We start from the raw sequence: 13951 nt of genomic DNA, 5'->3' as shown, positions 1-13951 counted from the left end.
GCCCTGAACGAGTACCTACGGAATCCGGCCCCGATCGGGAGGTGTCCGACCGGCGCTGCTTCGGTGTCAGCCGACGCCGAGATAGGCCGCCTGTACAGCCGGGTCGTCCAGCAGTTCGCGACCGGGCCCGGATTTCGTGACCGCACCGGTCTCCAGGATGTAGCCGCGGTCACTGCGGGCCAGTGCCTGCCGCGCATTCTGTTCCACCAGCAGCACGGTGGTCCCGGTGGCGTTGATCTCGGCGATGATCCGGAAGATCTGCTGGATCACCATCGGCGCGAGCCCCATGGACGGTTCGTCCAGGAGCAGCAGCCGCGGCCGCGCCATCAGAGCGCGGCCGATGGCCACCATCTGCTGTTCGCCGCCCGACAGGGTGCCACCCACCTGTTTCTCCCGCTCCCGCAGCCGCGGGAACAGTTCGAAAACCCGGTCCAGGGCAGCGGCATGATCGCCCTTGTTCCGGAAGGGCCGGGCGTAGCACCCCATATCGAGGTTCTCCCGCACCGTCATCCCGGGGAACACCCCGCGACCCTCCGGCGCCTGCACCAGCCCGGCCAGCACCCGCCGATGCGCCTGTACCCCGCTGATATCGCTGCCCTCGAACAGGATGCGGCCGCGGGTCAGCGGGAGCAGGCCGGAGAGCGCGCGCATGGTGGTCGTCTTCCCGGCGCCGTTCGCGCCGAGCAGTGTCACCAGCTCACCTTCGGCCACGCGCAGTGAAATACCGTGCAGCGCCTCGATTCTGCCGTAGCCGACAACGATATCCTCGACCTCGAGGAGCGGTTCGCCGCCGGGTTTCCCGCCCTGGGATGCGGCCATCACCGGGCCTCCGATTCCTCGCCGGCACCAGTGGCCGGATCGTGTTCCGCACGCAGTGCCACGGTGGACACCGAGACGTCCTCGGCGGTCAGTTCGTCGTCGGGCACCCCGAGATACGCCGCGATCACCGCAGGATCGGCCCGGATATCGGCGGGCAGGCCGTCGGCGATCTTGCGGCCGAATTCCAGCACCACGATCCGGTCCGTCACGCCCATGACCAGCCGCATATCGTGTTCGATCAGCAGTACCGTGAATCCGTCGTCGCGGATTTTGCGGATCAGCTCCATGAGCGCGGATTTCTCGCTCGGATTGAATCCGGCGGCCGGTTCGTCCAGGCACAACAGTTTCGGCTCGGTGGCCAGTGCCCGGGCAATTTCCAGCCGGCGCTGGTCGCCGTAGGAGAGATTGCGGGCCTTCTCCACGGCGCGGGGGGCGATACCGACGAATTCCAGGAGGGCCATGCCCCGGGCGATCGCATCGTGTTCCTCGCGCCGGTGCCGTCTGCTCCGCAGAATCGCGCCGGGCACGGAGGTACGGTGACGGGCGTCGGTCCCCACCACCACGTTCTCCAGGGCGGTCATCTCGCCGAACAGGCGGACGTTCTGGAAGGTCCGCGCGATCCCGAGCCGGGTGATCGCGTGCCGTTTGGTCTTGGTGAGCGGTTTCCCGTCGAAGAACACCGTCCCCGCGCTCGGCCGATACACCCCGGTGATGGCGTTGAAGCAGGTGGTCTTCCCCGCGCCGTTCGGCCCGATCAGTCCCAAGATCTCACCGCGGCGGATATCGAAACTCACCGAATCCAGGGCGGTGAGCCCACCGAACTGCACCGTGAGGCCCTCCGTGCGCAGCAGCGGTGCGCCGACCTCGGCCCGGATCTCCCGGTGCCCGGCCACGGCCTCGGCGACCGCGGCGTCGTCGGCGAGCGCCGGATCGACCGCGATCACGTCCACCTCCCCCGCCGATTCGGCACGGAGTTCGGCGGTATGGCCCACGGCCATATCCTCGTTGTCGAACAGGGCATCGCCTGGGTTCGGGCCGGTCACGAGGTCACCTCCACGGTCTCCGGCGCCGGGCGGCGAATCGCCCGCACGATCTGCCGGCCGAAAGCGAGCAGCTTCTGACGGACCGGGAACAACCCCTGAGGGCGCAGGACCATCATCACCACCAGTGCAATGCCGAAATACAGGTACTTCAGGTCACCGAGGCGCTGTTCCCCGCCTTCGTCGAAGAGCAGCAGACTGCTCAGCAGCAGCACCGCGTATACCGCCGCCACCACACTCACCGCGAGGTACACCCATCGTGACCAGCCCGCCCGCCACCGCCGGCCCGCCAGCAGCGCCGCACAGAGTACCGCGACGATCGCCAGCTGCACATAGGCGTCGGCCCGGGTCTCGACGATCGAAACCGACATCAGCCGGTTCGGCAGGTACACCACCAGGAAGGCGCCGACGATGACACCGAGCTTATTGCCCTGACCGCCGATCACCACCGCACACAGGAACAGCATCGAATTGATGATGTTGAACCCGGTGGGATTGATGAATTGCACCTGCCCGGCGAACAACGCCCCGGACAGACCGCCGATGGCGGCGCCGATCATGAACGCCCACAGCTTGAACTTGAAGGTCGGTACGCCCATGATCTCGGCGGCGTCCTCGTCCTCGCGGATCGCCACCCACGCCCGGCCCACCCGGCTCCGTTCCAGATTGCCCACCACGAGCAGCACCACGACCACCGCGAACATCCCGACCCAGTACCACCACGTGCCGGAACTGGCGCGGTCGAGGAGATTCGAGCTCTCCGGTGCGCCGACATTCCCGGCGGAGAACACACCGTTGGGATGGGACTCGGATTCACCGACCCGCGGATAGGCGATACCGGACAGGCCCAGGCTACCGTTGGTGAGCTCCCCCAGATTGTCGGCGAGCAGGCGGACGATCTCGCCGAAACCGAGGGTCACGATGGCCAGATAGTCACCCCGCAGGCGCAAGGTGGGCGAACCGAGCAGCAGACCCGATACGGCGGTCACCATGATCGCCAGCGGCACACAGGCCAGCCAGGCCCACTCGGAGTTCAGCCAGCCGTCGCCGGTTTGGTTCCACGGACTGTTCGGACTGGTCAACAGACCGACGGTGTACGCACCGACGGCATAGAAACCGACATAGCCGAGATCCAGCAAACCGGCTTGTCCCACCACCACATTCAGACCGATGGCGATCAGGGCATACATCGCGAACTGCGCCAGCACACCGCCGAAACTGGTGCCCGGGGTGTCCAGCAGCGGAGGCGGAAACAGCGGAAGCGCAGCGAGCAGCAACAGCGCCGGTATCCCGAGCGCCCACTGCGCCGGCCTGCTGAGCCCGGTCCACCACGCCCGCAGCTCGTCGCCGAAGCCGTGACCTTTCTTCTCGGTCGCCGCAATACTCATGTGCGCGCCCTTCCGAGACTTTCTCCCAGGATGCCGGTCGGCCGGAAGAACAACACCAGTACGAGCACCAGGAAGGCCACCACATCGCGCCATTCGGTGCCGAACAGCATCTGCCCGTAGTTCTCCACCAGACCGAGCAGCAGGCCGCCGAGCACCGCGCCGCGCACATTGCCGATACCGCCCAGCACAGCAGCGGCGAAAGCCTTGATGCCCAGGATGAATCCGCCGTTGAAGATCACGGCATGCGGAATCTTCATCACGTACAGCATGGCGGCGGCGCCGGCCAGCAGGCCGCCGATGAGGAAAGTGAGCATGATGACCCGCTCCCGCGAAACACCCATCAGCGTCGCGGTATCGGGATCCTGGGCCACCGCACGGATACCGCGGCCGAACCGGGTGCGATTGATCAGGATCTCGGCCGATATCGCCAGTCCCACCGCCGATATCACGATCACCAGGGTCACATTGGTGACCTCGGCCCCGGCGATGGTGAACTGTGTTTCGGGTTCGACCAGGGTGATCTGCTGCTGGGCGTTGTTCCCGCCGAGGCCCGGCCACAGTTGCGGCAGCACGAAGTGCACGAACTCCTGCAGTACGAACGACATACCGATCGCGGTGATCAGGAAGGTCAGGGGTTTGGCGCCGCGGCGCCGCAACGGCCGGTAGGCCACCCGTTCCAACCCGACCGCGGCCGCCCCGGATACCGCCATACCGATGAGCATGGCCACACCGAGATACACGACCGTGAGCACGATGCCCTCGCTGTAGGCATTACCGCTGGGCGCGAATCCCAGCAGCATCAGGCCCACGTACTGGCCGAACATCCCGAGCATGAACACTTCGGAGTGGGCGAAGTTGATCAGCCGCAGTACCCCGTAGACCAGGGTGTAGCCCACCGCCACCAAGGCGTATATCGCGCCGTAGGACAGTCCGTCGACGGTCAGCCGCCAGAACTGATCTATGACCCCCTCGTAGTTGAAATCGATCGATCTCTGCGCCCAGACGGCCACATCGGCCGCAACGGCTGCTCTCATCGGCTATCCGCCCTCGTCCTCGGACCCCGCACCGGGGCAGCGAGCGGTACGCACCCGGCCCAGGTCCGGTGCGCGTACCGTTCGCGCAGCGGTCAGCCGACCTCGTACACCCAGATCAATGCGGCGGACAGTTCGCCGTCGGCGTCCCACTGGTAGTGCCGGGCGAGGCCGTCACCGTTGTAGCCTCGGACGTACTCCAAGAGGCCGGGGCGGGTCGATTCACCGGCGTCGATACCGGTGGCGAGAATGGTGGCCAGATCGTAGGCCTCCACGGAATACACGCCGGGGGCCTGACCGTGCAGTTCCTCGTAGGCGGTGGCGAACTCCGCCGGGGCCGGACCACAGGGGCAGGACAGCACCGCACCGGTCGCCGAATCGCCGGCCTGGCTGACGAACTGCGGATCGTTGGTGCCGTCGGCGGAGACGAACGCCGCTTCTACATTGCCGTCGCGCAACTGCTGCACCAGCGGCGCCGCCTCGGCGTAATAGCCGGAGTAGAAGATCGCGTCCGGCTGCGCGTTCGCGATCTTGGTGACGGTGGCCGAGAAATCCTTGTCGCCCTTCTTGATACTGGCCGCGCACGCCGGATCGGCGGCCGCACCGAGACCGGCGGTGATGCTCTTCGCCAGTCCGACACCGTAATCGGTGTTGTCCTGGACCACGCAGACCTTCTGGTAACCGGCGGTGTCGACCAGGTACTTCGCCACCGACGGTCCCTGCACATCATCGTTGGCCAGACCACGGAAGAAGGTCTTCCATCCGTTCTGCGTCAAGGTCGCATTGGTGGCCGACGACGACACCGCGACCAGCCCGGCATCGCTGAGGATCTGCCCGGTGGCCTTGGTTTCGCCGGAGAACGCCGGACCGACCACACCGATGATCGACGGATCGTTCACGATCTGCGGTATCACCTGGCTGGCCTTCTGCGGATCACCTTCGGTGTCGAACGGCTTCACCTGGATCTGACAGCCCGGATTGGCCTTGTTGTGCTGGTCGATCGCCAAATGCACACCGTTGACGATATTGATTCCGAGCGCCGCATCAGGTCCGGTCAGCGCGCCGGCCATGGCGATCGACGTGGTGGGCGGACAGGTCGCCTTACCGTTACCCGCCGGATCTGCCGCGGTGGCGGCGTCGGCGGCCGGGACCTCCTTGCCCGCGGCATCGATCTGCATCAGCGGTTCGATGGACAGCCCGCCGGCACCGGGCCCCTCCGGGTCACCCGCGGATTTGTCCCCGCAACCTGCCAGAACCAATGTAGCCGCTGCGGCGACCGCCAGAATCCCGCGTACTCGGCGGCTGCGCCGCGGCATACCCGACCATGTCGAAACGAACACGATCTACCCCTATGTTCCTCATCATTCCCCGGCCGGACCGGGGTAGCCGACTACGCCGGCCTGTGAGAAACATAACTCCGGTATGTTGATCGCGCGTGACATTCGGATCATCGCGATGATCTCGTCGCAGATTCTTGCCCGAGTATTGTTTCGAGCGGGTAAAATCGTCCCGCTCGCCGGTAACGCACCACCGGTGAGCGGGTCGTCTCACTGCGGTGCGAGGTTCTCCAGCACGACCTCCGCCACTGCCTTCATCGTGGTGCGGCGGTCCATCGCGGTGCGTTGAATCCACTTGAACGCCTGCGGTTCGCTCAACCCCTGCGTCTGCATCAGCACCCCCTTGGCCCGTTCGACGAGCTTACGGGTCTCCAGCCGCTCCCCCAGGGTGGCGACCTCGCTCTCCAACGCCGTGATCTCGTGGAACCGGCTCGCCGCCAACTCGATCGCCGGGACCAGATCCGATTTGGTGAAGGGTTTCACGAGATAGGCCATGGCGCCGGCGTCCCGGGCCCGCTCGACCAGGTCCCGCTGGCTGAACGCCGTCAGAATCACCACGGGCGCAACCCGTTTCGACGCGATCTCGGCTGCCGCATCGATCCCGTCGCGGCGCGGCATCTTCACATCCATGATCACGAGATCGGGCCGGTGCTCCACCGCGAGGTCGACGGCCTGCTGCCCGTCACCGGCTTCCCCGACGACCCGGTAGCCCTCTTCGGTCAGCATCTCCACCAGATCCATCCGGATCAACGCCTCGTCCTCGGCGACAACCACACGTTTCGCCCCGGCGTCTGCACTAGTGCCCATAAACGACCCCTCTGGTTCCGATGCCTCGTCCCGATATCGCGAACGGCGGATCGACACCGATGCCCGGCCGTCGATCCGCCGTCACGCGATCGGGTGGTGTAGAGACTACCGTTCACCAGGAACGCCGCTGCATTTACCCTGCTTACCACCCTTCCTCCCCCGGCAACCCACCCGGAATTCGGCGATTCGGCCGGCTCGGGCTATCATTTGCACCCGGTGCGCCGAGTTGGCGGAACTGGCAGACGCGACGGTCTCAAAAACCGTTGTCCGAAAGGACGTGTGGGTTCGAGTCCCACACTCGGCACCAAGGTCGGGCGGGTGGTGCGCCACCGCCCATTTTCTTCGCACAGCACAAGCGAGCGTCCGGTTTCGGGAGATCCCGCATGAGACGGGGTCAGGTGGTCATCCGCTCGGTGCCCGTTACGCGCATCAGGTCGAGTGCCGAGGCTTCGCGGGTGGCGGCCGCGGCGGAGTAGACGATCATCGACTGGTCGGTATCGGGCAGCAGCAGAGTGTCGCAGTCCAAGACGAGCCGCCCGAAATCCGGGTGCTCGACGGTCTTGTGCATCGACCGCCACGTCGTGGAGTTTCCTTCCTGCCACAGCCGGTGGAATCGCGGGCTGCGGGCCATCAGCTCGTCGATCATTTCACGCAGCTGGGGGTCGTCGGGGTAGCGCGAGAGCGCGGTGCGGAGCGATCCGACTGCCTGCCGCTCGGTCGATTCCGCTTCCTCCGGATCGAGCACCACGCGAGTTTCGCCGGTGCCGAGGAACCGCTGCCGGAACAGGTTGCGTTGTCCCTCCGGCCGGTCGGCGAGTTCGCCCAAGAGAGCGCGGGCCATCGAATTCTGCACCAGTACATCACCTTTTGCCGACAGCACGAGCGCGGGCAGGTCGGTCATACGCTGTAGCAACCGCAGCACACTCGGCCGCAACGACATCTCGACCCGACCCGCCAGCGGCGGGGCGCTCCCGGCGAGCCGGAAGACCTGATCGCGTCCGTCGCGGTCGAACCGTAATGCCCTGGTCAGCGCCGCGAGCACCTGGATCGATGGGCGCGGCGCGCGCCCCTGTTCGAGGCGCACCACATAGTCGACGCTGAGCCCGGCGAGTTGCGCGACCTCTTCACGTCGCAGACCCGCAACCCGTCTCCTGGGGCCTGCCACAAGCCCCACCTCTTCGGGCGCGATACGTGCCCGCGCGGCTCTCAGGACATTGGCGAGTTCGGCGCGATCCATGTCCTCGAGTTTCCCCGGCCGGATGCTCGCTGTCCTGGTACCGCCACTCCTAGCTTCGGAAGTCTCTGGATCACCTACCGCTACCGGGCCATCGTGGTGACAGGTGCCGGTCACGAGCACACCGAATCCGCGCCCGATTACGCGTACGGGGCAGTTCCTGGCATCCACACCTGTTCGAGCCCCGAGGAGAACGATATGAACCGCGGAGACAACGCAGAAATACCTGGCTACTCCACCGCCGAGCGTGACCGCCGCTGGCGCCTGACGCGCGAATTCATGCAGCGTGAAGGGCTGGACGCACTGCTGGTTTTCGGTGAGCACGAAGATGCCGGTCCCGCGCCGTTCGCCTTCGATACCTGGTTCACCAACGCCAGGGCGGGGACGACGGTCGTCTTTACCCGCGACGGCGACCCGCTGTCACTGTTGCCGATGGAGATGTTCTGGCGGGACTATCTCGAGGGCATTCGCCGCGGCGACATCCCCTGGATCACACCCGATAACATCCGGGTGTCTCGCGACTCGGCGGCAATTGCCGAGACGCTCACCGCATTGGGACTGTCGACGGCAACAATCGGCGTCGTAGGCCTGGAGCCGTATCCGCCGTGGCATCCCGAGGGGCTCGTGCCCTACCGGCAGTGGAACACCATCCTCGACACGTTCCCCGACGCGGAATTCGTCCCCGTCGCCCGGCCGCTGTCCCGTCTGATCATGCCGCTGAGCAGCGAAGAGATCGCCGTCGTACGCCGCGCGGGGAGCATCGGAGACGCCATGGTGGCCGCCATGGTCGCCACCGCGGCCGCCGGTGTCTCGGAGAGCGAGGTCTACGCAGCAGGAATGGCTGCAGGTTACGCGCGGGGCACCACTCCGGCGGCAATGCATCTCTACTCCGGTCCCGCCCCTTTGGCCCGGGCCGTGCCGCCGTGGAGCTACCGTCCGCAGGCGCCCCGCGTCCTGGCCGACGGTGATGTCGTCTCGGCGGAGGTTTTCGCCAACCTGGGCGGACGTCATACGCAGCACCAGGCCACGATCACGGTCGGCGAGCCGCATCCGGATCTGCTGCGTGCCGCCGAGGTTGCCCGCGCGACGTATGACGCGGGCCTGCGGTCGCTGCGCCCGGGGCGGACGTTCGGCGACGTCGTCGCTGCTATGCGGGAGGTACTGGACCCTGCCGGCGGCTGGGAGTTCGGGCCGTCCGTGCACGCGCTCAACCCGGCGATCGCGCTGAGCGGCTTCCCCGCCGACGCCGGGCAGTGGATTCCCGGCGCCGAAGCCTACCCACCCGAGCCCGACCACCCCACGATCGGTGCCGACCTCGAACTCGTGCCCGGCATGACCTTCGCCATGGAGCCCAACTACGTCTTCGGCCGGCACCTGGCCTACCTCGGAGGCACCGTGATCGTCGGCGACCCCGACCCGATCGAACTCAATCCGTACACGGCGCAGATTCTGCGCGCCCGAGGCGACAACTCGGCCCTATCGGCATAGCCGCTGCGGTGTTATCGGCGAATCCCAGTCAAGGAGCAAGTATGGCAACAGTTTTCATCACCGGCGGTCATTCCGGCATCGGGCTCGAATGCTCCAGGCAGCTCGCTGCCCGGGGAGTCGACCTCGTACTCGCCGGCCGAAGCCCGCAACGAATGCAGGCAGTCGCCGAAGAACTGCGCACGGTGCACGATATCGACGTGGTGACGGTCGAACTGGACACCTCGTCTCTCGCCTCGGTGCGTACCGCGGCTGCCACGTACGGTTCGCTGATCGAACGCGGTGCGGCCGCACCGCTGCAGGCACTGATCTGCAACGCCGGTGGCCGGTTCGACGGCAAGGAGAAATACAGCCCGGACGGCTACGAACTGACGTTCGCGACGAACTGCCTCGGCCATTTCCTTCTGGTCGAACTCCTGCTTCCGGCGATATCCGCGGACGGTCGTGTCGTGTTCACCGCGAGCGGTACGCACGATCCAGACACCATGGACGGCAAGCTCGTCGGCGCCGCCGTCGAACCGAGGGCCGTCGAGCTGGCCAACGACGGGCTGAGCGGGGCGAAACCCTTACCGGCCGGCAAACGCTATTCGACCTCGAAACTCTGCACGGTCATGTACGCCTACGAACTCGCCCGCCGCCTCGACCGCGCCGGCAGCGCGATCGCCTCCCTCGCCTACGACCCCGGATCGGTTCCCGAGACAGGCTTCTTGCGGAATATGCCGAAAGCGGTGCAATGGCTGGCAGCGAGTTCCCTGATGCAATCGATATCCACATATATCGGCGTCACGACATCGACGGTCGCGTTCTCCGGTGCCGCGCTGGCCGATCTCGCGGTCGACAAGCGCTACGCCACGGTATCCGGTAAGTACTTTCAAGCACGGGAGGGAAAGCTGCGGCGGAGGCAATCGTCGAAGGTTTCCTACGATGAGGAGCGCGCCCGCACGCTCTGGAACGACTCGAAGCGGCTCGTCGGCCTCCGCTCAGAGGAGGAACCTGCCCATCTCCGCCGGCGATCTGGTATCGAGCCGGAGCCACAGAAAAACAACGTGCTAAGCGGAGATGAATTCACCGGCCGGATGATGTGATATCGAGCGAACACCGGTTCTGCGCAGGTCGCGGGCGTCTTACCGTAGCCACATGCACATCCTGTTCGTCTGCAATGGCAATGTGTGCCGGTCGGTGATCGCCGAACGACTCACCCGTTCCATCGCGGTCGAATACCGGCTGACCGGGATCACCGCCGAGAGCGCCGGGACACGGGCCCTGGTGGGTTTTCCGGTGGAACCGCGGGCTGCCGAGGCCATCACCGGCTTGGGCGGGGATCCGAGTGACTTCCGGGCCCGCAAACTCAAAGCCGAGCATATCGATCGGGCGGATCTCGTTCTCACCATGACTGAGAACATCCGGGATGAAGTTGCGGAAATGGGGGCAGCGGGGCCGCGGACGTTCACGTTGCTGGAGGCGTATCGGATCGCGCGGGTCACCGGGGCACGCAGCGTGGCCGGACTGCACCGCAGCCGGCACAACCTGTCGCTGGTGGGGCGGGAGAACATCGGCGATCCGGTCGGACTTTCGGCACAGGCATATTGCGAGGTCGGGGACACGATCGCGGAAGCGCTTGTGCCGTTGCTGGTGGCGCTGGCGCCGGTGAGTACACCGGCCGAGCGGCACTGGGGACGGCCGCCGCTGGTGGTGCAGCCTGGACCGGCGGCGCGGTGGTCGCCGCTGGTCGCCGCCCAGCACACCGGCTGGTACGCGTGAATACGGACGCCGCCGATATCGGAAATCGACAACGATGGCGACTCGGAGTCTGACTTTCCCGGCCGCGCCCACTACACTCGCGCTCCGGAACACCGAGAATCCCATCCCGTTGCAGGTTCGACACACGACAGGAATCGCGCATGCCGAAACGCATTTCGGATGTTTCGCTTCATGTGTATGTGACACCGGAAACCCTGGACAGACTCGTCGAGTCCGTGCGCACCGATCTGGCCGAACACCTCGATGACGGTGAGGTCTGCGCCTGGCGGTGCACACTGCCCGTCGCCGAGGACGATTCGCGGCACCGGGAATTCGACAGCCGCTGGCGCGCCGGGAATCCCGGCGCGGAACCCTGCGGGCATGCGACGTTCGAGATCGCGCTGAGCCTGGCCGGCGATCCGGCCGAACTGACCGACGGCTATATCGATGCGCTGGAGCACCGCCTGCTGCGGGGCTTGGACGAACTCGGCCCCGGGGCACCGTTCACGCTCAGTGCCGAACAGCGCACCGATGTCGATCTCGAGCCGCTACCGGCCGAGCGGCTCTGACCGCTCGGCGGGCGGTCAACGCCGCGCCGGGAAATGGCGGATAACGCCTTCCTGCACGGTGGTGGCCAGCAGATCGCCCGACCGCGAGTAGAAACGCCCGGTCGCCAGCCCCCGTGAGCCTGCGGCCACGGGGGACTCGGTGGCGTACAGCGCCCATTCGTCGAACCGGAACGGCCGGTGGAACCAGATGGAATGGTTCACCGTGGCGGCGACGATCCGGTCCAGACCCCACGACAGGCCGTGCGTGGTGATGATCGAATCCAGCACCGTGGTGTCGGAGGAGTAGCTCAGCGCGGCCACGTGGATGAGCGGATCGTCGGGCAGGGTGCCGTCGGCGCGCATCCACACGCGGTTGTGGTTCAGCTTCTCGCCGGTGCCCTTGAGGATCCAGGCCGGATCGTTGGTGTAGCGCATATCGATCGGGTGCGGAGCGTTGACGAACATCTCCAGCTTGTCCTCGAACCCGGCGAAACTCTCCTGGACCCGCGGCAGCGTCTCCGGATCCGGGACTTCCGGCCGTTCGTGCGCGTGCTCGAGCCCTTTGCCCCACTCCTGGAAGGAGGCCAGCATGACGAACAGTTCCTGACCGTCCTGGACCGCGGTGACGGTGCGGTTCGCGAACGCACGGCCGTCACGATGCCGTTCGACGTGGAAATCTATGGGTTTCTTCACATCGCCGCCCCGCACGAAATGCGCGTTGAGCACGTGGATCGGCCGATTTCCGGCCGTGCGGCCGGCAGCGATCACCGCCTGGGAGACCAGCTGCCCGCCGAAGGTGCGGCTGGCGACCTTCTCCGGATGGTGCCCGCGGAACACATCCTCGGACACCTCCTCCAGGTCCAGCAGCTCGAGCAGAGTGTCGAGATCGCGGTGCCGGTCGGTGACGGTCTCGTCGACGGGCGCGCTCACCGGGCGGCTCCGGGGTTGCTCGGCATCAGTGGTCCTCCTCGCCGATACGGTGCACGTGGATCAGGTTCGTGGACCCGACGGTACCCGGTGGGGAGCCCGCCACGATGACCACGAGGTCGCCCTTGGCGTAGCGGTTCATGCTCAGCAGCGCCTGATCGACCTGTTTGATCATCGCGTCCGTGCTGTCCACGGTGGGCACGATGAAGGTTTCGGTGCCCCAGGTGAGCGCCAGCTGGCTGCGCACCTCCGGAAGGGGGGTGAACGCCAGCAGCGGGATCGGGGTGTGCAGGCGGGCCAGGCGGCGCACCGTATCGCCGGACTGGGTAAACGCCACCAGCGCCTTGGCGTTGAGCCGTTCCCCGATATCGCGGGCGGCATACGAGATGACACCGCGTTTGGTGCGCGGTGTATGCGTCAGGGGCGGCACATTGGTGGATTCGGTTTCCACCGCGTGCACGATGCGCGCCATGGTGCGCACGGTCTCGATCGGATACTTCCCGACCGAGGTCTCACCGGACAGCATCACCGCGTCGGCGCCGTCGAGCACCGCATTGGCCACATCGGAGGCCTCGGCACGGGTAGGACGCGAGTTCTCGATCATGGATTCGAGCATCTGGGTCGCCACGATCACCGGTTTCGCGTTCTCGCGCGCCATCTGGATGGCACGCTTCTGCACGATCGGTACCTGCTCGAGCGGCAATTCGACACCGAGGTCGCCGCGGGCCACCATCACCGCGTCGAAGGCCAGGACCACGGCCTCGAGGTTGTCGATCGCCTCGGGCTTCTCCAGTTTGCCGATCACCGGGACCCGCCGGCCCACCCGGTCCATCACGTCGTGGACGAGCTCGATATCCGACGGTGAGCGGACGAACGAGAGGGCGATGAAATCCACGCCCAGATTCAGGGCGAATTCCAGATCCTCGATATCTTTTTCGGAGAGCGCGGGCACCGAGACGTCCATACCCGGCAGCGACACACCCTTGTTGTTGCTGACCGGGCCGCCCTCGGTCACCTCGCACACCACGTCGTTCCCCTCGACGCGGATCACCTCCAGCCCGACCTTGCCGTCGTCGACGAGCAGCCGGTCACCGGATTTGGCGTCGGCGGCGAGCTGTTTGTAGGTGGTGGAGACACGGTCGTGATCACCGACGATCTCGTCGACGGTGATGCGGACGACCTCACCGGTCGCCCAGATGGTGCGTTCCTCGGCGAAACGCCCCAGCCGGATCTTGGGGCCTTGCAGATCGGCGAGAATACCGACGGCGCGGCCGAGATGTTCGCAGGCCTGCCGCACCTTCTTGTAGTTTTCGGCGTGGTCGGAGTGCTCGCCGTGGCTGAAATTCAGCCGGGCGACATCCATACCGCTTTCGACGAGCTCTCGAATACGTTCCTCGGTGGCAGTGGCCGGGCCGAGGGTGCACACAATCTTCGTCCGTCGCATCACGTGTCGAGCCTAATCCTGCCGGGGTACGGCGTCCCGCCCGGCCCGCGGGCAGCGGCGAGAGCGCCGAACTCCGGGTGAACGGCAACCCAACGCCGCCCGCCTCCGAATGAGCGGGAGGTCGTACGCGACTGTTACCGCGGCGCTACGA

13 protein-coding genes and 1 tRNA gene are annotated in these 13951 nt (G+C 66.3%); 5 read left to right on the top strand and 9 right to left on the bottom strand.

Features of this window, described 5'->3' with window-relative positions; translation table 11 throughout:
- Nucleotides 1-66: 66 nt before the first annotated feature.
- The 6 genes from NFL01S_RS25060 to NFL01S_RS25035 form a co-directional block, all read right to left on the bottom strand.
- Nucleotides 67-819, bottom strand: a complete 753-nt coding sequence (locus NFL01S_RS25060) for an ABC transporter ATP-binding protein (protein ID WP_062978732.1) — start codon at nucleotides 817-819, stop codon at nucleotides 67-69.
- Complete coding sequence (locus tag NFL01S_RS25055) at nucleotides 819-1817, bottom strand: ABC transporter ATP-binding protein (RefSeq protein WP_084493232.1); 999 nt, start codon at nucleotides 1815-1817, stop codon at nucleotides 819-821. Before NFL01S_RS25055 ends, NFL01S_RS25060 begins: the two co-directional genes overlap by 1 nt.
- Before the next feature lie 41 nt (nucleotides 1818-1858).
- Nucleotides 1859-3247 (bottom strand): branched-chain amino acid ABC transporter permease, encoded by a 1389-nt coding sequence (locus NFL01S_RS25050; protein WP_062978731.1) that lies wholly within the window; start codon nucleotides 3245-3247, stop codon nucleotides 1859-1861.
- Nucleotides 3244-4281, bottom strand: coding sequence for a branched-chain amino acid ABC transporter permease (locus NFL01S_RS25045; RefSeq protein WP_062978730.1), 1038 nt, complete (start codon nucleotides 4279-4281; stop codon nucleotides 3244-3246). Before NFL01S_RS25045 ends, NFL01S_RS25050 begins: the two co-directional genes overlap by 4 nt.
- A 92-nt stretch (nucleotides 4282-4373) precedes the next feature.
- A complete protein-coding gene (locus NFL01S_RS25040; RefSeq protein ID WP_062978729.1) occupies nucleotides 4374-5594 on the bottom strand; it encodes a branched-chain amino acid ABC transporter substrate-binding protein in 1221 nt (406 codons plus the stop codon).
- Nucleotides 5595-5825: 231 nt separating this feature from the next.
- The gene (locus NFL01S_RS25035; RefSeq protein ID WP_062978728.1) at nucleotides 5826-6422 is read right to left on the bottom strand and encodes an ANTAR domain-containing response regulator; all 597 of its coding nucleotides are present in this window, start codon (nucleotides 6420-6422) and stop codon (nucleotides 5826-5828) included.
- 220 nt (nucleotides 6423-6642) lie between these two features.
- Between NFL01S_RS25035 and NFL01S_RS25030 the strand changes: the two genes are divergently transcribed.
- Nucleotides 6643-6729: transfer RNA gene (locus tag NFL01S_RS25030), tRNA-Leu, on the top strand.
- Between the two features lie 87 nt (nucleotides 6730-6816).
- Here the strand turns inward: NFL01S_RS25030 and NFL01S_RS25025 are convergent.
- Nucleotides 6817-7659, bottom strand: coding sequence for a helix-turn-helix transcriptional regulator (locus NFL01S_RS25025; protein ID WP_062978727.1), 843 nt, complete (start codon nucleotides 7657-7659; stop codon nucleotides 6817-6819).
- Nucleotides 7660-7854: 195 nt separating this feature from the next.
- Here NFL01S_RS25025 and NFL01S_RS25020 point away from each other — a divergent pair, with 195 nt between their 5' ends.
- The 4 genes from NFL01S_RS25020 (at nucleotide 7855) to NFL01S_RS25005 (ending at nucleotide 11450) form a co-directional block, all read left to right on the top strand.
- Nucleotides 7855-9144, top strand: a complete 1290-nt coding sequence (locus NFL01S_RS25020) for a M24 family metallopeptidase (RefSeq protein ID WP_063916036.1) — start codon at nucleotides 7855-7857, stop codon at nucleotides 9142-9144.
- 41 nt (nucleotides 9145-9185) lie between these two features.
- Nucleotides 9186-10226 (top strand): SDR family NAD(P)-dependent oxidoreductase, encoded by a 1041-nt coding sequence (locus NFL01S_RS25015; RefSeq protein WP_062978725.1) that lies wholly within the window; start codon nucleotides 9186-9188, stop codon nucleotides 10224-10226.
- A gap of 52 nt (nucleotides 10227-10278) precedes the next feature.
- On the top strand, nucleotides 10279-10902 hold the full coding sequence (locus NFL01S_RS25010; RefSeq protein ID WP_062978724.1) for an arsenate reductase/protein-tyrosine-phosphatase family protein: 624 nt from the start codon (nucleotides 10279-10281) through the stop codon (nucleotides 10900-10902).
- 140 nt (nucleotides 10903-11042) lie between these two features.
- Nucleotides 11043-11450 (top strand): hypothetical protein, encoded by a 408-nt coding sequence (locus tag NFL01S_RS25005; protein ID WP_062978723.1) that lies wholly within the window; start codon nucleotides 11043-11045, stop codon nucleotides 11448-11450.
- Between the two features lie 15 nt (nucleotides 11451-11465).
- Here the strand turns inward: NFL01S_RS25005 and NFL01S_RS25000 are convergent, their stop codons facing one another.
- Both NFL01S_RS25000 and pyk read right to left on the bottom strand, forming a co-directional pair.
- Nucleotides 11466-12359 carry an acyl-CoA thioesterase gene (locus tag NFL01S_RS25000; protein ID WP_062978722.1) on the bottom strand — a complete coding sequence of 298 codons (894 nt, stop codon included), beginning with the start codon at nucleotides 12357-12359 and terminating at the stop codon, nucleotides 11466-11468.
- Between the two features lie 25 nt (nucleotides 12360-12384).
- Nucleotides 12385-13803, bottom strand: a complete 1419-nt coding sequence (pyk, locus tag NFL01S_RS24995; RefSeq protein WP_084493219.1) for a pyruvate kinase — start codon at nucleotides 13801-13803, stop codon at nucleotides 12385-12387.
- Nucleotides 13804-13951 lie beyond the last annotated feature (148 nt).

The organism is Nocardia flavorosea NBRC 108225, from assembly GCF_001613385.1.
Lineage (GTDB): Bacteria > Actinomycetota > Actinomycetes > Mycobacteriales > Mycobacteriaceae > Nocardia > Nocardia flavorosea.
This window is presented reverse-complemented; position numbering and strand designations above follow the sequence as displayed.

Excerpts from the sequence above, each read along its gene's own strand:
- NFL01S_RS25060 (WP_062978732.1), bottom strand. The coding sequence starts at position 819 with ATGGCCGCATCCCAGGGCGGGAAACCCGGCGGCGAACCGCTCCTCGAG.
- NFL01S_RS25020 (WP_063916036.1), top strand. The coding sequence starts at position 7,855 with ATGAACCGCGGAGACAACGCAGAAATACCTGGCTACTCCACCGCCGAG.
- NFL01S_RS25050 (WP_062978731.1), bottom strand. The coding sequence starts at position 3,247 with ATGAGTATTGCGGCGACCGAGAAGAAAGGTCACGGCTTCGGCGACGAG.
- NFL01S_RS25040 (WP_062978729.1), bottom strand. The coding sequence starts at position 5,594 with ATGCCGCGGCGCAGCCGCCGAGTACGCGGGATTCTGGCGGTCGCCGCA.
- NFL01S_RS25015 (WP_062978725.1), top strand. The coding sequence starts at position 9,186 with ATGGCAACAGTTTTCATCACCGGCGGTCATTCCGGCATCGGGCTCGAA.
- NFL01S_RS25045 (WP_062978730.1), bottom strand. The coding sequence starts at position 4,281 with ATGAGAGCAGCCGTTGCGGCCGATGTGGCCGTCTGGGCGCAGAGATCG.
- NFL01S_RS25035 (WP_062978728.1), bottom strand. The coding sequence starts at position 6,422 with ATGGGCACTAGTGCAGACGCCGGGGCGAAACGTGTGGTTGTCGCCGAG.
- NFL01S_RS25005 (WP_062978723.1), top strand. The coding sequence starts at position 11,043 with ATGCCGAAACGCATTTCGGATGTTTCGCTTCATGTGTATGTGACACCG.
- NFL01S_RS25055 (WP_084493232.1), bottom strand. The coding sequence starts at position 1,817 with ATGGCCGTGGGCCATACCGCCGAACTCCGTGCCGAATCGGCGGGGGAG.
- NFL01S_RS25025 (WP_062978727.1), bottom strand. The coding sequence starts at position 7,659 with ATGGATCGCGCCGAACTCGCCAATGTCCTGAGAGCCGCGCGGGCACGT.
- NFL01S_RS25010 (WP_062978724.1), top strand. The coding sequence starts at position 10,279 with ATGCACATCCTGTTCGTCTGCAATGGCAATGTGTGCCGGTCGGTGATC.